This window comes from Cytobacillus mangrovibacter, assembly GCF_042865275.1.
In the GTDB taxonomy this organism is placed as follows: Bacteria; Bacillota; Bacilli; order Bacillales; family Cytobacillaceae; genus Cytobacillus; species Cytobacillus mangrovibacter.
The window spans coordinates 41,192-63,088 of record NZ_JBIACJ010000016.1 but is presented as its reverse complement, the minus strand read 5'-3'; the positions used below and the strand labels follow the sequence as shown (position 1 = coordinate 63,088).

Genomic DNA, 21,897 nt, shown 5'->3' with positions numbered 1-21,897 from the left:
TGCGGAAGGGATAAGTGCTGAAAGCATCTAAGCATGAAGCCCCCCTCGAGATGAGATTTCCCATAGCGTCAAGCTAGTAAGACCCCTGAAAGATGATCAGGTTGATAGGTTTGAGGTGGAAGCGTGGTGACACGTGGAGCTGACAAATACTAATCGGTCGAGGACTTAACCAAAAATGAAAGGCGAAGGCGACTGTTTAGCTTTGAGAGACGTTGGAAAGCCAGCACTGCAAATCCCGTTTTTAGATTTGTAGGGATGGATTGAAACGGCCGAAAAGCTAGGAGCCGTAGCTGGACAAAACGATAAATGATTACTCTATCTTCTTCTTCTGCATTATCTAGTTTTGAGGGAACAAACCTCAAAAAATAGTCTGGTGACGATAGCGAGAAGGTCACACCCGTTCCCATCCCGAACACGGCAGTTAAGCTTCTCAGCGCCGATGGTAGTTAGGGGCTGTCCCCTTGTGAGAGTAGGACGCCGCCAGGCTGTTTTTAAATAATATTATCGCGGGGTGGAGCACGATCGAATACGCTACGAAGAATATACTTCAGCGCACCGATTGAGCTGCTACTTGAATAATCTTCCTGAAATCGGGGCGGTTATTTCATTCGCAAGCAATGTGCATAGCTAATATAGCTAAATAATACTATCGCGGGGTGGAGCAGTTCGGTAGCTCGTCGGGCTCATAACCCGAAGGTCGCAGGTTCAAATCCTGTCCCCGCAATTTGGTCCGGTAGTTCAGTTGGTTAGAATGCCTGCCTGTCACGCAGGAGGTCGCGGGTTCGAGTCCCGTCCGGACCGCCATTTATATTACAAAATTAATTACGAAACAATGTTTCGTTTTTTTTTATGTCTATTTTTATTATTGGAGCTTTTCTAAAAGATTGTTGTATTTGAGTAGGTTATGTAAATAAAAACTATTAAATAAAAAAGTTGGTTGATTGGAGCGGAAGGTGTGAGACTCCTCGAAAATGCATCCGCATTTCCTCGTGCGGTGTCAATTCAAGAAGCCTATTCAACGTCCTGCGGGAGTAGTGGGACAGGTGAGACCCCGCAGATGCTTTAGCGTCGAGGAGGCTCACCGCCCACCCGGCGGAAAGCGAGCACCTGGAGCGCAAATCAACCTTTACCCATTCATATTAAAAGCAGCAATGTTTGCGAAAACTGCCTTATATTATAACTATGAAAGTAAATTCGTTTTATATCAGGCATTTTTGCCCAGCCAAGAAAAATCATGTAGACTATACTAATAGATATCCCTTAGGATTCATCCTAAGGTTTTTTTGTCCATACTGGATGAAACGGACTTATAAGAAAACAAAGGTGATCAATTGATATGAAACAATTTGAATTTATCTCTAATCAGTCTGAAGAAACAATGGATTTCTCCAAGCGACTTGCAGGATTTTTGAAGCCGGGTGATGTAATTGCTTTAGAAGGAGATCTTGGGGCTGGGAAAACAACGTTTACTAAAGGATTGGCTCTTGGTTTGAAAATTAAAAGAAACGTAAATAGCCCGACTTTTACAATTATTAAAGAGTATCAAGGAAGATTACCTCTTTATCACATGGATGTATATCGAGTGGAAGATTCTTTTGAGGATTTAGGCTTTGATGAATACTTTGAGGGAGAAGGTGTGACTGTTGTTGAGTGGGCTCACTTAATAGAAGAGCAGCTTCCACAGGAGATATTAACTGTATCCTTATATTTATGTGAAAATGGCGCAAGAAAAATAGTCTTAAAGCCTAATGGAAAAAGATATGAGGAATTATGTAAGGAGTTTTTATTATGAAGGTGCTTTCAATCGATACGTCTAACTATGCACTAGGTGTAGCTTTATTGGACGGAGATCAAGTGATAGGCGAGTATATTACAAATATAAAGAAGAATCACTCCGTACGGGTTATGCCTGCCATTGAGGCATTGATGAACGACTGTGATGTAAAGCCGCATGATCTTTCAAAAATTGTTGTTGCTAAAGGGCCTGGTTCTTATACAGGTGTTAGAATTGGTGTCACAATAGCTAAAACGCTAGCATGGACATTAAATATTCCCTTGGTAGGTGTTTCGAGCTTAGAGGTATTGGCAGCATCTGCTGGCCGCTATTTTGAAGGGGCGATTTCACCATTATTTGATGCACGCAGGGGACAAATTTATACAAGCTTATATCAATTTAAAGAAGGAAAAACAGTAGCTCTAAAAAAAGACCAACTTTTATTAGCTGAGGATTGGGCAATGGAACTGAAAGAGCAAAGTGAAAAAGTACTCTTTGTTGGCAATGATGTGCATCTTCATCGGACAACTTTTGAAAAAGCACTTGGAAATCAAGCAGTTTTTGCAGAAATAACTGAGCAAAATCCAAGACCGGCGGAGCTTGCATTATTAGGTAGGGATAAAGAAGCAGAAGATGTTCATTCCTTTGTTCCTAATTATATCCGTCTTGCAGAGGCTGAAGCCAACTGGATTAAAGCGAATAAAGAGAAGATAAGGAAGTAACGGTATATGAATAAGTCATTAACTTTTCGACTGTTGAATCAAAGTGATATTGACGATATCCTTAAAATTGAAAATGAATCCTTTACCATGCCATGGAGCAGAACTGCATTTCAAAATGAGTTATCCACAAACCAATATGCTGTCTACATTGGATTAGAGGAAGATGGAAAAGTGATTGGCTATTGTGGTACTTGGATTGTTATCGACGAGGCACAGATAACAAATGTTGCTATCCTGCCGCAGTATCGCGGGAGAAAGCTGGGGGAGGCTTTAATGAGGCAAGCAATGGAGGTTGCATCGGAGAGAGGAGCGAAGTCTATGACTCTTGAAGTGCGTGTCACTAATTATATTGCCCAGTCTCTTTACAGGAAGCTTGGATTTCAGGATGGAGCAATTAGAAAAAATTATTATTCAGATAATCAAGAGGATGCTTTAGTAATGTGGGTGAATTTATGATGAAAAATGATCAATGGATAATGGGAATTGAAACAAGCTGTGATGAAACGGCCGTAGCAATTATTAAAAACGGTAGGGAGATCGCCGCAAATATTGTCGCATCCCAGATAGAAAGCCATAAAAGATTTGGCGGGGTTGTGCCTGAAATTGCCTCACGCCATCATGTGGAACAAATAACTATTGTACTAGAAGAGGCTATGAAGCAAGCAGATATAAATTATACAGACCTAAGTGCCATTACAGTAACAGAGGGACCAGGGCTAGTTGGGGCACTTTTGGTTGGTGTGAATGCAGCTAAAGCTGTTGCTTTTGCTCATGGCATTCCGTTAGTCGGAGTCCATCATATCGCTGGGCATATTTATGCGAATCGTCTCGTTTCAGAGATGGAGTTTCCTTTGCTTGCCCTAGTTGTTTCGGGAGGACATACAGAGCTGGTATATATGAAGGAGCACGGGCACTTTGAAGTAATTGGTGAAACGAGAGATGATGCTGCTGGGGAGGCGTATGATAAGGTAGCTAGAACATTAAATCTCCCTTATCCAGGTGGTCCCCATATTGACCGGCTGGCACAAGATGGAGAGCCATCTATTCCATTACCTAGAGCATGGCTGGAGGAAGGCTCTTATGATTTCAGCTTCAGTGGATTAAAATCAGCAGTTATTAACACTGTCCACAATGCAGAACAAAGAGGTGAGCAAATTAAGCCTGAGGATTTAGCTGCAAGCTTTCAGCAAAGTGTGATCGACGTTCTTGTGACAAAAACAATCAAAGCTACTCAGGAGTATAAGGTAAAGCAAGTTTTGCTAGCTGGTGGTGTTGCAGCTAATAAGGGGCTGCGCTCAGCTTTACAGGAAGAGTTTGTTAAACTTCCTGAATGTGAGCTAATCATTCCTCCAATCACTTTATGTACAGACAATGCAGCAATGATTGCGACTGCAGGCAGTGTTTTATTTGAAAAAGGGGTTCGATCCACAATGGCTATGAATGCAAACCCCGGACTTGATATTGCTATCCACAATTACTAATCCTTTAAGCAAAAAAGATTTATAAAAATTACCACTTTTTTGTGGATAAAGGGAAAAATCAGAAAATTCCTGTGGGTAATGTGGATGAATAACCAATTTTTTGTGGATAATGTGGAAAAGTCTGTGGAAGGCTATTAATTCAGGCTGTTAAATGTGAATATATCTGTGGATAAAAAGAGGAACTTGGAGCATATCTCTCCAGTTCCTTTTTTCTGTTCTATTCATCTGATAGTTCTGTCCATTCCTCGACCCATTCATCTAATTTGCTTTTTGCTTCATTGTTCTTATTTGTAATCTCCAACACTTTTTCGTGATCTTGATAAACATCAGGCTCACATAAAAGCTGCTCATATTCAGCAATTTGAACTTCTAATTCCTCAATTTGCTTTTCAAGCTCATCTATTCTCCTTTTTCGTTGTCTTTCTATTTTTTGCACTTCTTTATTAAGCTGATAGCTGTTTTTCTCCTGGACTGGCTGATGTACCGCTGTGCCCTTTTGTAAAGGTTCTAATGCTCTTAGTTCTTCTTGTTCTTGTTTCTTTTCAATATAATAATCGTAATCGCCTAGATACTCTGTAGTGCCTTCTTTGCTAAGCTCAATGACCTTTGTTGTAATCCGGTTAATAAAGTAGCGGTCATGAGAGACGAAAAGAATGGTCCCAGGATAATGGATCAGTGCGTTTTCTAATATCTCTTTACTATCTAAATCAAGATGGTTTGTAGGCTCGTCCAGAATTAAGAAATTAGCTCTTTGCATCATTAACTTAGCTAGTGCTAGCCTAGCCTTTTCTCCCCCGCTTAAAGTGGAGACATTCTTTAATACATCATCACCGGAAAAGAGGAAATTTCCTAACACTGTCCGGATATCCTTTTCGGGCTTTAAGGGAAATTCATCCCATAGTTCATTTAAAACACGTTTATTCGATGAAAGCTCAGCCTGTTCCTGATCATAGTATCCGATGAAAACATTTGACCCATGCTGAAAATGACCGGCAATTGGAGAAAATCTGTCAATAATTGTTTTTAATAATGTTGATTTCCCAACACCATTTGGTCCGACAAGAGCAATGCTTTCTCCTCTTGTGATCCGAAAGGAAATATTGTTTGAAATCTCTTCCTCACGGTAACCAATCGCAATAGAATTAGCCTTCAACACTTCATTCCCTGATTGCCTATCAATTTGGAATCCGAAAGAGGCTGATTTTTCATCCCCTAGCGGCCGATCGATCATTTCCATTTTTTCAAGCTGTTTTCTTCGGCTTTGAGCTCTTTTCGTCGTGGAGGCACGTGTAAGGTTGCGCTGAATAAAATCTTGAAGCTTTGCCACTTCCTCCTGCTGTTTTTCATATTCCTTCATTTCGTGTTCAAAGTTTGCTGCTTTTTGATCAAGATAAGCGCTGTAATTTCCAGTATATTTACGGATGTAAAGTCTGGACAACTCGTAAACCTGTGAAACGACTTTATCTAGAAAATATCGATCATGAGAGACGATTAGAATGGCTCCATCATATCCCTGCAGGTATTGCTCTAACCATGTTAATGTATCAATGTCTAAATGATTGGTAGGCTCGTCCAAAATTAAAATATCAGGTTTTGTTAATAAGAGCTTACCAAGAGCGAGCCTTGTTTTCTGTCCGCCGCTTAAAGTAGATATTTTCGTATCATAACTGAAAGAATGGAAATTTAATCCATGGAGGACTGAACGGATATCTGATTCATACTGATAACCGCCTTCTTCTTTAAATTGGACTTGGCGTCTGTCATATTCCGATAGAATCCTCTCGTATTCTTGCTGATTCCTTAATGCATCTGGGTCAGACATACGTTTCTCTAGCGAGCGTATTTCTCTTTCCTGATTTTGAAGATGCTCGAATACAGTCAACATTTCATCCCAAATGGATCGATCAGACTCTAAGCCAGTATTTTGAGCAAGATAGCCAATTCTTACGTCTTTTGGTTTAATAATATCACCGGAATCATAAGATATTTGTCCAGCGATGATCTTTAACAGCGTGGACTTTCCAGCTCCATTTCGACCAACAAGGGCAATTCGGTCTCTCGTTTGTACTTCTAGCTTTATATTCGATAAAATAGGATCAGCACCAAAATTTTTGTTTAACTGGTTTACTTGTAATAAAATCATTCTCTTCACCTCTATAGTATAGAGTAAGTGTAACCCATTCATATATGATGGGCAATAATGGATGATTATGTGAAAGTGTAGGATTGCACAAAGTACATACAAATGGATAAAAATAGTGTATCATTTTGTTGAGAGGTGTTTCTATATGACGGATTTTACTCATTTTAATCAAGAAGGAAGAGCGAAAATGGTCGATGTTAGTGATAAGCCTGAAACTGTTCGGACCGCAATTGCTCATTCAAGTATTACCGTAAACAAAGAAATATACGAAAAAATTACTTCAAATAAAATGAAAAAGGGAGATGTTCTAGCAGTTGCTCAGGTTGCTGGAGTGATGGCATGTAAGAAAACATGGGAAATAATCCCGATGTGTCATCCAATTCCACTGACAGGAGTGGATATTTCCTTCTCTTGGAAAATAGATCAAGAGGAATATATTTTGTTAATAACTGCATCTGTTAAAACAAAGGGAAATACTGGGGTAGAGATGGAAGCGCTAACAGCTGCATCTGTTTGCTCCTTAACTGTCTATGATATGTGTAAAGCAGTCGATAAAGGAATGATAATAGGAAAAACCTATCTAGTTGAAAAAACTGGCGGCAAAAATGGGGACTATAAAAGAGATACGATATAATGGAACTTCGGGAGAGTGGATGAAAAATGTCGAATGAAACAGTGAAAATTCCGCAAGCAACTGCAAAAAGGCTCCCTTTGTACTACCGTTTCCTGAAAAATTTACATTCTTCTGGCAAACAGAGGGTTTCATCTGCAGAGCTAAGTGAGGCAGTAAAGGTTGATTCTGCAACCATCCGCAGGGATTTCTCCTACTTTGGTGCATTAGGGAAAAAGGGATATGGATACAATGTCAATTATCTTCTGACCTTTTTTCGGAAGACTTTGGATCAGGATGAGCTGACAAAGGTAGCGCTTATTGGTGTAGGAAATCTAGGTACAGCCTTTTTAAACTACAATTTTCTCAAAAATAATAATACAAAAATAGAAGTAGCTTTTGATGTAGACAAGAATAAAGTCGGCACAACCATTGGAGATGTCCCGGTTTATCATATGGATGATCTGGAGAAGATCATTAAGGAACATAATATTCAAGTAGCGATATTAACTGTTCCCGCCATTGCAGCCCAATCGATTGCCGATCGGATTGTTCAGGGGAGTGTAAATGGAATATTGAATTTCACCCCAGCCCGATTATCGGTTCCGTCTACGATTCGGATTCATCATATTGACCTAGCTGTCGAGCTTCAATCACTTATCTATTTTTTAAAGCATTATCCGACTGTGGATGAAAAAGAAGAGTAAAAGCATATAAAAAATGAGCCCCAATACGGAGGCTCATTTATTTTTTAGTTCCTTTTGCCACTTGAAATGAAAGGCAACCATACGGAGGCCACTTCCAAGGTCAAAGGTAGCAATAATAATGAGAAAGACTGTGAATAGGCCCCAGCCATTTTCCCTTTGGATGTTTTGAGTAGCTAAATAAGTAAAAAGGAGTCCAAGGATGATGTAAATAATGCCAGAAAAAAGTGGTGTTCTTCTCATAGTAATCCTCCAATAAAGGCTTGAAGTTTCTCCATTTCCTTTAGCCAGTTTTCAATTTTGTCCTGATTTAATTGGATTATCACAACAAATGTATTCATGGATACATGAGCAAAGATAGGAACGATAATCCTTTTTGTTTTGACATAAAGGAAAGCAAATGTAAAGCCCATAGCTGAATATAAAAGGGTATGCTCAACCTCTGTATGTGCCAGTGAAAAAATAATTGAACTGAATAAAGCAGATAAGAAGAAATTAAACCGTTTATGAAGTGCGCCAAAAATGATCTTTCGAAAAACTATTTCTTCAAGTATAGGTCCAATGATTGAGCTGACAATGATAACGGCTGGGAAAGTTTGGATTAGCATCATGATATCTTGTGTATTTTCAGATCCCATTTCAATTCCAAGCAGGTTTTCAATGTTTGCTGCAATAGTTTGGGCAAAAAAGGCTAGAAAAACTCCGCCAATTGCCCAAGCGATAGAAGAAGAGATGGATGATGCATCTCTTAGCTCTCGGACTGACTTCATCTCTTTTCGCAATAGTGCTAAGGTGATGATTATTGTAATGGTGAAGCTAATAACGATCCAATAGGCTACCGCAAGTATTTGCATATCTTCAAGATTTTTACCCATCAAATCGCCTGCATAGACGAGCAGTGGAACTCCAATGATACTCGAAAATTGCATGGCAATATAAGTAATAAGAATAATCCAGTATTCCTTTTTCAATATCTTGTCTCCTTAGTAAAAGTTGGTCAAGTTCATATACATCTATTTTACTCATAATAGGGTTTATGTTTCAATTAGAAGCTTTCAGTACCAATTTTAATTATTATAGCAATATACATTTAGAAGCTTTCATGAATATTTTTTACAAAAAAGTTGAGCTTCACTCTTGCAAATAGAATTCATATTCTTTAATATAATAATTGTGTTAGCACTCAGACAGATAGAGTGCTAATAAATAATATTACATATATATTGAGGAGGTTGTTTCACTTGTTAAAACCACTAGGTGATCGAATTATTATCGAGCTTGTTGAAACTGAAGAAAAAACTGCAAGCGGCATCGTTTTGCCGGACACTGCTAAAGAAAAGCCTCAAGAAGGTAAAGTTGTAGCTGTTGGTACAGGCCGCGTTCTTGAGAATGGTGAGCGTGTAGCCCTTGAAGTTGCTAACGGCGACCGCATTATCTTCTCAAAATATGCTGGAACAGAAGTTAAATTCGAAGGCAAAGAATACTTAATCCTACGCGAAAACGATATTCTTGCTATTATTGCTTAATTAACTAACAGTACAAATACGTTAAGATAACTTTTCATAATTCTAGAGGAGGTTTTTTACAAATGGCAAAAGAGATTAAATTCAGTGAAGATGCTCGCCGTTCAATGCTTCGCGGTGTGGATGCACTTGCAGATGCAGTAAAAGTAACTCTTGGACCAAAGGGACGCAACGTGGTTCTTGAGAAAAAATTTGGTTCACCGTTAATTACAAATGATGGTGTAACAATCGCGAAAGAAATCGAATTAGAAGATGCTTTCGAAAACATGGGTGCTAAGCTTGTTGCTGAAGTTGCAAGCAAAACAAATGATGTTGCTGGTGACGGTACAACAACTGCAACAGTTCTTGCTCAAGCAATGATCCGTGAAGGTCTGAAAAACGTAACAGCTGGCGCAAACCCAATGGGTATCCGCAAAGGTATCGAAAAGGCAGTTGCAACAGCAGTTGAAGAATTACAAGCGATCTCTAAACCAATCGAAAGCAAAGAATCAATTGCACAAGTTGCTGCGATTTCTGCTGCTGACGAAGAAGTAGGTCAATTAATTGCTGAAGCAATGGAGCGCGTTGGCAACGACGGCGTTATTACAATCGAAGAATCAAAAGGCTTCACTACAGAGCTAGATGTAGTAGAAGGTATGCAATTTGACCGTGGATATGCTTCTGCATACATGGTAACAGATACAGACAAAATGGAAGCTGTATTAGACAATCCGTACATTTTAATTACGGATAAGAAAATTTCAAGCATCCAAGAAATCCTACCTGTTCTTGAGCAAGTTGTTCAACAAGGCAAGCCATTATTGCTTGTTGCTGAAGATGTAGAAGGTGAAGCACTTTCTACACTAGTAGTGAACAAACTTCGCGGAACATTCAATGCAGTAGCTGTTAAAGCACCTGGATTTGGCGACCGTCGTAAAGCAATGCTTGAAGATATCGCTATTCTTACTGGTGGTGAAGTGATCACTGAAGAATTAGGCCGTGATCTTAAATCAGCTACAATTGAATCTCTAGGACGCGCTTCTAAAATTGTTGTAACAAAAGAAAACACAACAATCGTTGAAGGTGCTGGAGACAGCGCACAAATCGCTGGTCGCGTGAACCAAATTCGCGTTCAAATGGAAGAAACTACTTCTGAATTTGACCGTGAAAAATTACAAGAGCGCTTAGCTAAATTAGCTGGCGGTGTGGCAGTTGTTAAAGTTGGCGCTGCAACTGAAACTGAACTAAAAGAACGCAAACTTCGCATCGAAGACGCCCTAAACTCTACACGCGCAGCGGTAGAAGAAGGAATCGTTTCTGGTGGTGGTGTTGCCCTTCTTAACGTATACAATAAAGTAGCAGCACTTCAAGCTGAAGGCGACGTTGCTACAGGTATCAACATCGTATTACGTGCGATGGAAGAGCCAGTACGCACAATCGCTCACAATGCAGGCCTAGAAGGATCTGTCGTTGTTGACCGCTTAAAGCGCGAAGCAATCGGAACAGGATTCAACGCTGCAACTAACGAGTGGGTTAACATGGTTGAAGCTGGAATCGTTGATCCAACAAAAGTAACACGTTCTGCTCTTCAAAACGCTGGATCAGTAGCAGCTATGTTCTTAACTACAGAAGCTGTTGTTGCTGACAAGCCAGAACCTGCTGGTGCAGGCATGGGTATGCCTGACATGGGCGGTATGGGTGGAATGGGCGGCATGATGTGATAACCGCTCAATCCCTTGGTATATAAGGGTCTAAAGTGATTTTGCTAACAAATTGCTAACATTAGGTAAACATAAGAGAGGCTTCTTCAAAAGTTTATCCAACTTTTGAGAAGCTTTTTTGTGTTATATGTTCACTACATTCTCTCGGGTACAAACTTACTAATTAACTCTTGTAATACGTAGTAGACTATTTACTGCGCACAAGAACCAACTGCTCATGGATTAGAAAATTTAAGCAATTCTTTACACTTGTTTTGCTATTTTTAAGTATGATTTACTTGTGTGAAGTGCTTCACTTAAGGAAGAGAAAAGACATTCCTTTGGAATGTCTTTTTTAACAGATATTTTCTTTAGCAGCAATGTCTCTCACAACATCTTCTAAAGTAACATTTCTTAAAACCTTCTCCATTGCCAATTGGGCAGCTGTGAATAATGGTTCAATTGTATTTTGTATGTTTCTTCCTACAAGACAATCAGGATGTGAACTTTCGTGTATGCTAAACAACTCTTTATCTTGTACAACATTCACTGCCTTATATACGTCGAACAAGGTGATACTAGATAATTTCTTTGCGAGTTTAGCACCTGCAATTCCCGGATTTACTTCTATCAAACCAGCTTTTTTTAACATCCCCATTAGTTTTCTTATAACGGCTGGGTTCGTATTAACACTCTTAGCTAAAAATTCAGAAGAAGTAACTCCTTCATTATTTAATTCAATTAGAGCCAATATATGAATTCCTACTGCAAATCGACTGCTGATGGACATGTTCAGTCACCGCCTCTATTAATTAATATTTATATTATTGTTTTTCTTCATCATGTAATTATTTTGATTACAAGTTTTATTATACCAAAATATAGCCAAAATAATATATATCATTTAACCTGTTGACAAAACGGTTACATGTAACTAAAATAAATACATGTAGTCAAAATTGTTACAGATAAAACTTATACGGAGGGAATATTAATGAAAATTTTAGTTACTGGAGCAACGGGAAAATTAGGTTCAAAAGTTGTAGAATCGTTATTGAAATCAGTACCTGCAAATAATCTGGTGGTGAGTGTCCGAAATCCAGAGAAAGCAAAAGACCTTCGTAAACGTGGAGTGGAAGTTCGTCAAGGCGATTTTGACCGTCCAGAAACATTAGATGATGCCTTTACAGGGATTGACCGCCTATTAATAATTTCAGCCGATGGTGACAATGAAACAAGAATTCATCAACATGCTAATGCTGTCCAAGCGGCTGAGCGTACAGGGGTAAAATTTATTGCTTACACAAGTATTGCTAATGCAACAGAAAGTAAAAATTTAATGGCACCTCCTCATATAGCGACAGAAGCAGCCATCATTAAAACGGGTATTCCATATTCCTTCTTACGTAACAATTGGTATTTGGAAAACGAAGTCGGGAGCATCCAAGGGGTAATTGCAGGATCCCCGTGGGTAACTTCGGCAGGAGAAGGAAAAGTAGGGTGGGCACTGCAACAAGATTATGCTGATGCCGCTGCAGCAGTTCTTGCTGGAAACGGCCACGAAAATACAGTGTATGAAATTTCTGGTCCTCTTTTAACTCAAGAGGAATTGGCATCAGCTCTTGGTAATGTATTGGGTAAAGAAGTTCCTGTACAACAAGTTAGTGACGAAAAATATGCTGAGATCATGAAAGGAATAGGGTTACCTGATTTTGTGATTCCTATTGTAGTAGGGATTCAAGAAAGCATTAGAAACGGTTCACTAGCAGTTGAAAGCAATGATTTCGAGAAAGTTCTTGGTCGTCCAGTTACGCCGATCAACGAAGCACTGATTCAACTTGTTAATCGAATTTCATAAACCACATGAAAGAATTATAAGACCGACATTAAGTCGGTTTTTTTATTTGATGGAAAACTTTAAATTAACACCTTTTTGTCGAAAAAAATTAAAGTTTAGTGTTCTGCCACTAAAGGGAAGGTAATGGAATAATGGCTTTCATATATCTGGTACACTCACCATCTCTTAAAAGAGATTTGGTATACTCCTTTGAAAAACCAAAAAGCTACCGTACTTTGGTAGCTTTATTTTTCTTTAGTCATGAGCAAGCTTATCCCTATTTAGTGCAACGGGAGGTTTCTCCATCCACTCATTTTTTATCATAAAGGTTTTTATATTTTCTTCATATTGATACACATCTGCAATTATCTTTGCATATGTAGTTTTTAAATCTTTTCGGATACTTACTGCTGCACTATATCCATAACTGGCGATACCATCACGATTAAGTTGGTCTAATAGATAAGCTATTAATTTATCTGAAAAAGGAGATGTTTTACAATCCAAAACATTTGTATCCCAGGTCATTGAAATAGGCAAATCATTTTGAACTAAAATATCACCTAATTTGTCTATAATATTTAAAGATAATTCTTTTCCATGTTGCAATAAACTTATTAATTGCTGATTAGATGTAGATTGTATAAATCCAATTAATAAGTTTTTACCAATATAATTCATAAAAACATTTTTGTGTAGCTCATTTGCTTCTCTTGCCGTTAATTCTCTATTATCATTAAAGAAATTACCCAAAAATCCTTTATTTGCAATTGGGTTTGTTTCCTGAGTGGAGGTAATTGAAGGAGGTCTTACAAATACTCCCTTTTCCAATAGAATCGTTGTTGTACTTTCAAATAAACTTGAAACGTTTTTTAATTGTTCGTGGAAAAAATTGCGGATATCCTCCCTTACTGAATCCGATAGTGCCATACTTGTTAAGGACATTCCAATTTTAGACATATTATTTAAATAAAATAGTATAAAAACATCTGAATACATCTTAGGGGCATTTGGGTTTAAATCATCTTTAATGTTAAAGCCTTTAGGGATTGGATAGTTTTCACTTCGTAGAACAGATTCAAAAAATTGTAAAGAAGATTTAAAAATAGAACCCGCCTCACTACAAAGAGATTTAACTTCTTCTAGTTCTGATGTTAAAGTAAGATACTCCATAACAACATTTGACATACTATTATTCATTAACTGTTCCCAACAGTGTGCTAACTCACCCGCAGTTAACTTTACAGCCTTTGTATTATCCATATAATCAATTCCTTTTTAAGATTTATTCTATTTTCTATAACAAGTATCTGTTATTTTTTTATCAATTATGTAATATTGCATGGAAAATTAATAATTTTTTGGTTTGATAAGGGATGTATCATAACTAAAAGGGCTTTTTCGAATATTCAGCAATGGGGGACTTTAAAAAGTTTGTGATTTGTTCAGGATGATGAGCGCTGCGGAGGTCATTTTTTTAATGGGACTAAATGGAAGTTTAGTTTAAGTATATTTCTACATAAAGTTAAAAAGTAAACTTCACCAATTTTTATTTTTAACAACTGAACGTTGATTCGGGAATATTGAACTTCGTTACCTGCTAATTGAATTCAACTTCATCTAGAGAACTTTAAAGTAAAATGTTTCCTTTGAAGACTTATTAAATTTCTAAAACAATCGCTTCAATCATCTTTTCATATAGAAAAACTTACTAAAAAACATGCACTAGAAAAGATATAAATCATATATAGGAGAATATCCGTTTACAATGCTAAAGGAGGATATTATGAAACCTATGTTACCTAGTGAAAAATATTTCGGTAATTTAGAACTAGTTTATTCATTTTATGGGGCTATGCCTACAGGTGTTACTGTTTCAGAAACCGGTCGTATTTTCATTTGTTTTCCGAAATGGGGAGACGATGTTAAATTTACGGTGGCGGAAATTGTTGAGAATAAATTGCAACCTTATCCTAATTTACAAACTAATTTGGTTAACCCCGAGAATATCACAACGACTTTCATCAGTGTTCAAAGTGTAGTGGCTGATGGAAGGGGAACGCTTTGGATATTAGATACAGCGGCACCCAATTTTTCTGAACCTATTAAAAGAGGGGCAAAATTAGTCGCTGTTGATTTGGAAACCAATAGAATAAGAAAAGTATATACCTTTACAGAAGATGTTGTCCTGCCTACAACTTATCTGAATGATGTCCGTTTTGATTTTCGTGTTGGGAAAGCGGGTTATGCCTTTATAACGGATTCTTCTACAAGAGGACCAGGAGCTATTATCGTAGTAGATTTATCAAATGGAAACGCGTTTAGACGGTTAAATGGTGCAAATTCAACTTCACCAGATCCCTATATGTTACCGAAAGTAGAAGGTCAAATTTTAATGAATCGAAACAAAGATGGTTCAACTTCTCCATTTAGATTGGCTTCTGATAGTCTTGCGATTTCTCCCGAAGGAAAGATATTATATTTTGCTCCACTAACCAGTCGTCATTTGTTCTCGATCTCAACAGAAGCCCTGAGAGACAGAACGATACCGGACATGGATTTACCTTTTCATGTGGTGTATTGGGGAGAAAAAGGTGCGTCTGATGGAATGATCACCGATGCAAAGGGAGCTGTTTATGCTGGAGACTATGAAAACAACAGTATCCGTAAAATATTGCCGAATGGCACAATGGAAACCATCGCACATGATCCGAGAATTTTGTGGCCGGATACTTTTTCAATTGGTCCGGATCAATATTTGTATGTCATTGTGAACCAATTACATCGGCAGCCTAGATTTCATTATGGAAAAGACCTACGACAGAAACCATATAGTTTACTTCGTATGAAAATTGGTGAATTTCCTGCTCCGACGTTTTCATAATAAAATAGTCAATTAATGTTTTTAGTGGTTAAACAAACACTAGTAAGAATGGATTATTAATTTTAATTACTTCTGCGAAATAAAATCAAAATCGCTTACTAGGAACAGTTTATCTTGTGATAGTTAAACTGTTCCTTGGGATTTTTTATAATGTCGGTAAGTTCAATGCTGTATTGATATTATTTAAATCCAAACTAATCTGTTCGTTTGTATCCCAAGCATGGTACCATCCTTTTTCTACCATATATGCAGATATTTGTTCATGCATATCAAGAGCTTCCACTAAATGGCGAGTAAGCATTTCTTTAATTTCCGGTGTTCCTGCCTCCGTAACGGCCATGGCATAATTTCTAATTCCACTTTTAGCTGAAATGAGTAGATCCATTGCAACCACTTGATCCGATAGTGCGTCCATGCCAGTTAAAGTTTCAATGATTGGATTCATGTTCATTCATCTCCTAATTTACTGCTTAGCGTTTGAAAGGATAGAAGCATATTCTTGTAATTGTCTTGTAGATACATCAATGTCTTGCTGCATAATATCTTTTAATAGCTGATCTGTAACTAACGCTTTCATCGTTTTTGATTTAGTTAAACAGTTAGTCTTAAATGCAGCCATCTCATGGACCTCAAGAACTTCATGTAAGGCGTAGTTCATTTATTAACCTCCTTCCTTAAGGTTTCAACACGACTTTTATACAATCATCCATTTTTGTGTCAAAAATCTCATAGCCACGCTTTGCTTCACTAAGTGGAAGTACATGACTTACGACATCTCCTGGATCAATTTTTCCGGTCGAAACCAATTCAAACATATACGGCATATAGTGAATCACAGGTGCTTGCCCAGAACGGATATTGATATTTCGCTGCATAATATCTCCAAGAGGGAAACCATTATATCTGCCGCCGTAAACGCCAGTAACTTGAATTGTCCCGCCTTTACGCACTGCTTGTGAAGCCATGATAAATGCACTTAATGCTCCGCCTTGGAGCTTCATTCCGCTCGCCAAGAACTCTAAATCAGTCATTTTACCATCCATACCAACTGCATCAATGACAACATCAGCGCCGCCTTTGGTTATTTCCTTCAAATAACTTCCAACATTTTCATGGTCTTCAAAGTTAACAATTTCTACTTTGTTGGTGCGCTTAGCGTGCTGAAGGCGATAATTGACATAATCAACTGCAATGACACGCTTTGCCCCTTTTAACCAACAGAATTTTTGAGCAAAAAGACCAACTGGACCACAGCCGAAAACAATAACTGTATCTCCATCCTTTACGCCTGCATTGTCAACACTCCAAAAACCAGTAGTCATCGCATCGGCAATAACTGTTAACTTTTCATCCGGCTCTTCACAAGTCTCTGGAATTTTGAAATGAGTAAAGTTGGCAAAGGGCACTCTTAAATATTCGGCTTGTCCACCTGGATAGCCACCCGTCGTACCAGAATATCCGAAATAGGCACCCATATCACCATTATCATTAGAATTATCACATTGGCTTTCCAAATGGTTTTTACAATAAGTGCATTCACCGCATGCTATATTAAAAGGGATAATGACTCGATCTCCCTTTTTTACCTTAGTCACACCTGGACCAACTTCTTCGACGATTCCCATTGGTTCATGGCCGATAACATAGTTTTCTTGCAGGTTAGGAATCATGCCATGAATTAAATGTAAATCAGACCCACATATAGCTGTACTCGTTACTTTAATAATCATGTCATCTTGTTTTTCAATCTTTGGATCTGGAACTTCTTTAACTACAACATTTTTTATACCTTGATATGTTACTGCCTTCATGTTATACAGCCTCCAGTGTTAGTGATCATCAGGTGTCCGGTCAAACATACCTTTTCTATTGGTCTCAACCGGGAATAGATTCATTTTGCCAATCATCAATGTATTGTTGGCAGAGAGTTGATCTAGTTTATACTGTTCACTTAGTTCGTATGGATGGAACCATTTTTTATTAATCATTAGTTCTGTAATTTCTTGGTGCATGGCAATACCTTGCATTAACTGTGTTCGTAAGAGGGTTCTAACATCAGGTGATGCAGACTCTGTTAATGCGACTGCAATATTCCGGACACCTTCTTTGGCACGAAGAAGGAAATCCATTGCAAATGTGGTATCAGCTAGCTCGGGTACATGTAACGAGTTTATAGGGTCTAAATAGTCATTATTCAATGAATTATACTTCCTTTCAATTTATTATTGGTGTTGGCCGGTTTTGAGGAACAGGAGCTTCAAAAGGTGCACGTTGATAAACTGCCTGTAATTCTCCAAGCGCTAGAATGGATTGTTCAACATCTTTTTGCATTAGTGCTCTCAAATCATGATCAAATACGAGTCCTTGCATTAGTTTTGATTTCGCTAAGCAAAGGGTTTTAAAATTGATAACTTCATGTAAATCTAATGATTCATGATCTGCTAATTTTTGATTGTCCATTTTTGGTTCCCTTCTTATTGATTTATTTATACAAAGGTATATTTCCAAATTCAAAATAAAATTATTATAAATTTTTTGCAAGAAGATGGATATATGACAACCTCCCTCTTTAAAGGTATGGAAGGAGTATTTATTCCAATTACAGATCCTGAATTATCCGCGAAATAGTAAATCTTGTATTCTATGGATATAATCCGATTTTATACTCTATTTTTCTGTGAAAATAAATCCCCCCTGGCCAACCCTGTATACTTTGGATCGGAGGTGGATATTCTAAAAATAACCTAAATATCGTTAAAAAGACTAGTCCAATTGAAAAGAGAAATTCTTATAGAATAAACCTTCCTAAAATAGAAAGTACTTTTACTCTAATGGAATTTGGTAATAGTTCTATAGGGAAATTAAAGAATAGGAATTTTAATGGAGTAATCGAGGATCTTAGTATTGGTGGTCTGAAGTTTCTAACGTCTTTTGAATTTCCTGTAAAATACAATATTATAATAAAAATTAATTTTACCTTCTACGGCGAATTATTTGATTTAAAAGGTAAAATCATGAGAAGAGAAGATTACATTAAAGGGAAATCAATTTCTTATGGTGTACAGTTTGTTGATTTATCTGTAAAAGACATAACAAGATTAAATTTAGCAATACACAATTTTCAAGTTGAAAATCGAGGCAAAATTGGTTGATGAATATTGAAGCCCTTTCACAATTGATATTCGTGCTTATATAAGAACAATAAATTGGGAATTTTCATATAGAAAATGATATTCAAAACCTTTTGACGTTTCTATATGGTAAATCCGTTAATAGCAAATTGTTAATTTCGTGGTCGTAACCAGGCTAGCAAATTGCTAACATTTTGCTAACGCAATCCAGTAAAAAATAGTAAAACCTCGTTAAAGATGTTACAGTCAGAATTTAACAAAACATTGATATACCGCACTCTACACACACTAGGTTAAAGATATTACACACTCTCACCTTAGGGGCGGCATGATGTAATCTGCCCGTCAAACCCTTGACATAAGGATCGGTTAGCAACACGAAAGTGGAATGCTAACCCTGAGAATTTTAACAGAAGCATCCCACAATTTGACCAAAACTTATGGGATGCTTCTATTTTTATTTTTTAAGTTTCAACGAAGATTTATTCAAACATTAAATAGAAATTAAATATTTACAAATCCCCCGGTATACCACCTTCGGCATAATTTTCCCAAAATTGACAAAATCATTTACTTAATATTATTCGTATAGTATAAATGAATTAACAAGGTAATAGGAAGAAGTGCTTAAGGTAAAAAGTAAACAACTGTAAACTGTAGTTTTACAAAAACTATTAGAACTAAATTATTTAGGCAAACTTATTGAAAGATAAGGACGCAAAGCTACGAGTCTAAAGTCTCAAAGGGACAATGATAGTCGGGTTGCCAGTAAAAAGTAAACATAGAAGTAAATGTTTATTTAAGGCTACCCATATAGGTAGTCTTTTTTTTATAAGGAAATCAGACTTTACAGAGAGGAGTGGACACTTTATTTTGAAGAGCAATGAAAAAATTAATCTATTATTAGTTGATGATCGGCCTGAAAATCTACTGACTCTGGAAGCAATCATTGAAAGAGAGGAATATAATTTAATAAAAGCCTTTTCGGGTGAAGAGGCGTTAAAACACTTATTAAAATACGACTTTGCTGCGATATTATTAGATGTTCAAATGCCGGGTATAGACGGCTTTGGTACAGCGAAAATCATTAAAGCAAGAGAGAAGACGAAAAATATCCCCATTCTATTTATTACTGCCAATAATCTTGACTCCGAGCATATTTTTACAGGCTACTCAATTGGAGCGATTGACTATATTCTAAAACCATTTGATCCAGTCATCTTAAAGGCAAAGGTGGAAGGATTTGTTCAACTCTACAAAATGAAACAACTTCTTATACAACAAGCTGAAGATTTGACTGAAAAGAAAAGAGAACTAGAGAAGGCTAATTCAGAGTTGTCTAATATGACAGCACAGCTGCGAATTTCTGAAGAACTGGCGAATGTCATTAATGAGACTTCCATTGATTCGATGATCATTGTCAATCAGGATGGGGTTATCTTAAAGGTGAATCCCGCAGCGGAGAAGATGTTTAAAAAAGATAAAGCGGCTATTCTAGGGGAAAACATAACCACACTTTTCACAGGTGTTGATACGGAAGAATATATTAACAGTGTTCTATCAGCCGTTAATCATTTGAATAATTTCATAGGGTACGAGAAATTAGATGAAGTAATTCTTACATTAAAAGATGGAACGGCTTTTCCTGCTGAGGTTCAGATTGGCAAACGCTGGGTTCATAATCGCTGTTTTATTGCCTGCACGATCCGGGACATTACCAATCAGAAGCAATACCAGGAAAAGATCACTTATATGGCCTATCATGATGGTTTGACAGAATTGCCAAATAGAAGATTTTTTAATGATCAATTAATCTTAAAGATAAATCATGCAAGGCAAACCAATCAGACATTAACAGTTATGTATTTAGATATGGATCGATTTAAATATATTAATGATTCACTTGGTCATATTATTGGTGATAAAGTTCTTCAAGAAATTGCAAAAAGAATAAAAGACAGTGTGCAAACATTAGGTTTGGTTGCGCGGGTGGGCGGTGATGAGTTCAATATCTTATTGCCGAATACAGATAGAGAGCATGCCTTGGAAATTGCAGGAAAAATATTAGAAGTATTTAAAGCTCCATTTTATATTGATAGTTATGAGTTATTCATTACCGTGTGTATAGGAATCAGTATTTTCCCTTATGATGGCGGAGATGAACAAATGTTAATGAAAAGTGCTGATGCTGCCTTGTATCGTGCAAAAGAACAAGGGAAAAATCAATATAGAGTATATCATTCTGGAATGGACATCCAATCCTATCGATCCTTTATGCTGCAGAATGATTTGCGTAAAGCAATAGAACGTGAAGAGTTTACACTTGTCTTTCAACCAAGGGTAGACATTGATCAGGGAACAATAAAAAGTGCAGAAGCGCTGATACGTTGGGAACACTTAAGCTGGGGGACATTATCACCTTCTGAATTTATTCCTTTAGCTGAGGAAACTGGCCAAATTGTGAAAATTGGAGAATGGGTACTTAGAAATGCCCTACAACAAAGCAGTGCTTGGCAAAAGAAAGGGTTGCCGCCTATTCGTGTTGCTGTCAATTTTTCAGCACAGCAATTCTTGCAAAAGGATCTTTATGAAACGATAAACGGAATTCTGATTGAAACTAATTTTAATCCCGAGCTATTGGAAATTGAGATTACAGAGTCCATTCTAATGGGAAATCAAACAACTATAACAAAGACATTAAATCAGTTAAGAAAATTAGGTGTACACATTAGTATTGATGACTTTGGTACTGGTTACTCCTCGCTGAATTATTTAAGACGTTTTCCGGTCGATACCATTAAAATTGATCGGTCGTTTATTAAAGATATATCAACTTTACCTAAAAATAACATGTTAATCTCCACGATTATTTCATTAGCAGATAGTTTAAACATGTCAGTAGTTGCCGAAGGTGTTGAAACGATTGAGCAGTTAAATATTCTAAGGAAGTATAACTGTAAGGTCATTCAAGGTTATCTATTTAGTCCCCCTTTATCACCATTAGATTTTGAATCATTTTTACAAAAAAGTGAGGAGAAATTAAAATTCTATACTGATAATCAATCCGCGTCCATAGAAAGTAAAAATACATTAGAAAATAATGAAACATCGGTTATTGACTATAACAAAGAAGTCTTGAGTGCAGCACTTAATCATATTCAAACAGTCTATTCACTATCAACAAGAGAAATGGATGTTTTCGAGTTAATTGTGAAGGGACTTACGAATAAGGAAATTTCTGATAAATTATATATTAGTGAGCATACGGTTAAAAATCATATTACGCGGATTTTCCAGAAGCTCACAGTAAATGACCGTCTACAAGCAATGGCGAAAGTATATCAGACTTGTATCGAGCAAGGGAAAAATATCACATTCACAAAATAACTGAGTAAAAGTTAGAGGGAAA

22 protein-coding genes, 2 tRNA genes, 2 rRNA genes and 1 riboswitch are annotated in these 21,897 nt (G+C 37.2%); of the genes, 16 read left to right on the top strand and 10 right to left on the bottom strand.

Features of this window, described 5'->3' with window-relative positions; all coding sequences use genetic code 11:
* From ACFYKT_RS19950 to tsaD, 8 genes are all read left to right on the top strand, one after another.
* Positions 1 to 173 (top strand): 23S ribosomal RNA (locus tag ACFYKT_RS19950); the annotation flags it as partial.
* Positions 174 to 369: 196 nt separating this feature from the next.
* Positions 370 to 486: ribosomal RNA gene (rrf, locus tag ACFYKT_RS19945) — 5S ribosomal RNA — on the top strand.
* A gap of 164 nt (positions 487 to 650) precedes the next feature.
* Positions 651 to 724: transfer RNA gene (locus ACFYKT_RS19940), tRNA-Met, on the top strand.
* Between the two features lie 3 nt (positions 725 to 727).
* A tRNA-Asp gene (locus tag ACFYKT_RS19935) sits at positions 728 to 804 on the top strand.
* Between the two features lie 532 nt (positions 805 to 1,336).
* A complete protein-coding gene (gene tsaE, locus ACFYKT_RS19930) occupies positions 1,337 to 1,792 on the top strand; it encodes a tRNA (adenosine(37)-N6)-threonylcarbamoyltransferase complex ATPase subunit type 1 TsaE (protein WP_389223157.1) in 456 nt (151 codons plus the stop codon).
* Positions 1,789 to 2,496 carry a tRNA (adenosine(37)-N6)-threonylcarbamoyltransferase complex dimerization subunit type 1 TsaB gene (gene tsaB, locus ACFYKT_RS19925; RefSeq protein ID WP_389223154.1) on the top strand — a complete coding sequence of 236 codons (708 nt, stop codon included), beginning with the start codon at positions 1,789 to 1,791 and terminating at the stop codon, positions 2,494 to 2,496. The genes tsaE and tsaB overlap by 4 nt, the downstream gene beginning before the upstream one ends.
* Positions 2,497 to 2,502: 6 nt before the next feature.
* The gene (gene rimI, locus ACFYKT_RS19920) at positions 2,503 to 2,952 is read left to right on the top strand and encodes a ribosomal protein S18-alanine N-acetyltransferase (protein ID WP_389223151.1); all 450 of its coding nucleotides are present in this window, start codon (positions 2,503 to 2,505) and stop codon (positions 2,950 to 2,952) included.
* Positions 2,952 to 3,977, top strand: a complete 1,026-nt coding sequence (tsaD, locus tag ACFYKT_RS19915) for a tRNA (adenosine(37)-N6)-threonylcarbamoyltransferase complex transferase subunit TsaD (RefSeq protein ID WP_389223148.1) — start codon at positions 2,952 to 2,954, stop codon at positions 3,975 to 3,977. Before rimI ends, tsaD begins: the two co-directional genes overlap by 1 nt.
* A gap of 217 nt (positions 3,978 to 4,194) precedes the next feature.
* Here tsaD and ACFYKT_RS19910 read toward each other — a convergent pair whose 3' ends face one another.
* A complete protein-coding gene (locus tag ACFYKT_RS19910; RefSeq protein WP_389223145.1) occupies positions 4,195 to 6,120 on the bottom strand; it encodes an ABC-F family ATP-binding cassette domain-containing protein in 1,926 nt (641 codons plus the stop codon).
* A 145-nt stretch (positions 6,121 to 6,265) separates the two neighbouring features.
* Between ACFYKT_RS19910 and moaC the strand changes: the two genes are divergently transcribed.
* Both moaC and ACFYKT_RS19900 read left to right on the top strand, forming a co-directional pair.
* A complete protein-coding gene (gene moaC, locus ACFYKT_RS19905) occupies positions 6,266 to 6,754 on the top strand; it encodes a cyclic pyranopterin monophosphate synthase MoaC (RefSeq protein WP_389223142.1) in 489 nt (162 codons plus the stop codon).
* Between the two features lie 26 nt (positions 6,755 to 6,780).
* A complete protein-coding gene (locus tag ACFYKT_RS19900) occupies positions 6,781 to 7,437 on the top strand; it encodes a redox-sensing transcriptional repressor Rex (protein ID WP_389223139.1) in 657 nt (218 codons plus the stop codon).
* 33 nt (positions 7,438 to 7,470) lie between these two features.
* Here the strand turns inward: ACFYKT_RS19900 and ACFYKT_RS19895 are convergent, their stop codons facing one another.
* Both ACFYKT_RS19895 and ACFYKT_RS19890 read right to left on the bottom strand, forming a co-directional pair.
* Entirely contained in the window at positions 7,471 to 7,677 is a 207-nt protein-coding gene (locus tag ACFYKT_RS19895; protein WP_389223136.1) for a YdiK family protein, read from the bottom strand.
* Positions 7,674 to 8,405, bottom strand: coding sequence for a CPBP family intramembrane glutamic endopeptidase (locus ACFYKT_RS19890; RefSeq protein WP_389223133.1), 732 nt, complete (start codon positions 8,403 to 8,405; stop codon positions 7,674 to 7,676). Before ACFYKT_RS19890 ends, ACFYKT_RS19895 begins: the two co-directional genes overlap by 4 nt.
* 270 nt (positions 8,406 to 8,675) lie before the next feature.
* Here ACFYKT_RS19890 and groES point away from each other — a divergent pair, with 270 nt between their 5' ends.
* Together groES and groL are read left to right on the top strand one after the other, a co-directional pair.
* A complete protein-coding gene (groES, locus tag ACFYKT_RS19885) occupies positions 8,676 to 8,960 on the top strand; it encodes a co-chaperone GroES (RefSeq protein ID WP_389223130.1) in 285 nt (94 codons plus the stop codon).
* Positions 8,961 to 9,022: 62 nt separating this feature from the next.
* Positions 9,023 to 10,657 (top strand): chaperonin GroEL, encoded by a 1,635-nt coding sequence (gene groL, locus ACFYKT_RS19880; protein WP_389223127.1) that lies wholly within the window; start codon positions 9,023 to 9,025, stop codon positions 10,655 to 10,657.
* Positions 10,658 to 10,991: 334 nt separating this feature from the next.
* Here the strand turns inward: groL and ACFYKT_RS19875 are convergent, their stop codons facing one another.
* Positions 10,992 to 11,426: an Rrf2 family transcriptional regulator gene (locus ACFYKT_RS19875; protein WP_066400448.1), complete on the bottom strand. Its 435-nt coding sequence runs from the start codon at positions 11,424 to 11,426 to the stop codon at positions 10,992 to 10,994.
* A 204-nt stretch (positions 11,427 to 11,630) separates the two neighbouring features.
* On the opposite strand from ACFYKT_RS19875, the gene ACFYKT_RS19870 reads away from it, so the two are divergent.
* Positions 11,631 to 12,494 carry an SDR family oxidoreductase gene (locus ACFYKT_RS19870; protein ID WP_389223122.1) on the top strand — a complete coding sequence of 288 codons (864 nt, stop codon included), beginning with the start codon at positions 11,631 to 11,633 and terminating at the stop codon, positions 12,492 to 12,494.
* A 234-nt stretch (positions 12,495 to 12,728) separates the two neighbouring features.
* Here ACFYKT_RS19870 and ACFYKT_RS19865 read toward each other — a convergent pair whose 3' ends face one another.
* Positions 12,729 to 13,736: a DUF3231 family protein gene (locus ACFYKT_RS19865; RefSeq protein WP_389223119.1), complete on the bottom strand. Its 1,008-nt coding sequence runs from the start codon at positions 13,734 to 13,736 to the stop codon at positions 12,729 to 12,731.
* Between the two features lie 523 nt (positions 13,737 to 14,259).
* Between ACFYKT_RS19865 and ACFYKT_RS19860 the strand changes: the two genes are divergently transcribed.
* Positions 14,260 to 15,357: an L-dopachrome tautomerase-related protein gene (locus ACFYKT_RS19860; protein ID WP_389223116.1), complete on the top strand. Its 1,098-nt coding sequence runs from the start codon at positions 14,260 to 14,262 to the stop codon at positions 15,355 to 15,357.
* 145 nt (positions 15,358 to 15,502) lie between these two features.
* On the opposite strand, the gene ACFYKT_RS19855 is transcribed toward ACFYKT_RS19860, so the two are convergent.
* Genes ACFYKT_RS19855 through ACFYKT_RS19835 form a run of 5 tightly spaced genes read right to left on the bottom strand, consistent with a single transcriptional unit; the run spans position 15,503 to position 17,817 of the window.
* Positions 15,503 to 15,802 carry a spore coat protein gene (locus ACFYKT_RS19855; RefSeq protein ID WP_066400456.1) on the bottom strand — a complete coding sequence of 100 codons (300 nt, stop codon included), beginning with the start codon at positions 15,800 to 15,802 and terminating at the stop codon, positions 15,503 to 15,505.
* Positions 15,803 to 15,820: 18 nt separating this feature from the next.
* Positions 15,821 to 16,015 carry a hypothetical protein gene (locus ACFYKT_RS19850; protein WP_066400459.1) on the bottom strand — a complete coding sequence of 65 codons (195 nt, stop codon included), beginning with the start codon at positions 16,013 to 16,015 and terminating at the stop codon, positions 15,821 to 15,823.
* Between the two features lie 16 nt (positions 16,016 to 16,031).
* Positions 16,032 to 17,168: a zinc-dependent alcohol dehydrogenase gene (locus tag ACFYKT_RS19845; protein WP_389223111.1), complete on the bottom strand. Its 1,137-nt coding sequence runs from the start codon at positions 17,166 to 17,168 to the stop codon at positions 16,032 to 16,034.
* Between the two features lie 18 nt (positions 17,169 to 17,186).
* Positions 17,187 to 17,555: a spore coat protein gene (locus tag ACFYKT_RS19840; protein ID WP_389223109.1), complete on the bottom strand. Its 369-nt coding sequence runs from the start codon at positions 17,553 to 17,555 to the stop codon at positions 17,187 to 17,189.
* Positions 17,556 to 17,571: 16 nt separating this feature from the next.
* A complete protein-coding gene (locus ACFYKT_RS19835) occupies positions 17,572 to 17,817 on the bottom strand; it encodes a spore gernimation protein GerQ (protein WP_389223106.1) in 246 nt (81 codons plus the stop codon).
* Positions 17,818 to 18,044: 227 nt separating this feature from the next.
* Here ACFYKT_RS19835 and ACFYKT_RS19830 point away from each other — a divergent pair, with 227 nt between their 5' ends.
* Both ACFYKT_RS19830 and ACFYKT_RS19825 read left to right on the top strand, forming a co-directional pair.
* Positions 18,045 to 18,509: a PilZ domain-containing protein gene (locus ACFYKT_RS19830; RefSeq protein ID WP_083954051.1), complete on the top strand. Its 465-nt coding sequence runs from the start codon at positions 18,045 to 18,047 to the stop codon at positions 18,507 to 18,509.
* A gap of 661 nt (positions 18,510 to 19,170) precedes the next feature.
* Positions 19,171 to 19,258, top strand: a riboswitch (cyclic di-GMP riboswitch).
* A 103-nt stretch (positions 19,259 to 19,361) separates the two neighbouring features.
* Positions 19,362 to 21,875, top strand: coding sequence for an EAL domain-containing protein (locus ACFYKT_RS19825; RefSeq protein WP_389223103.1), 2,514 nt, complete (start codon positions 19,362 to 19,364; stop codon positions 21,873 to 21,875).
* Positions 21,876 to 21,897 lie beyond the last annotated feature (22 nt).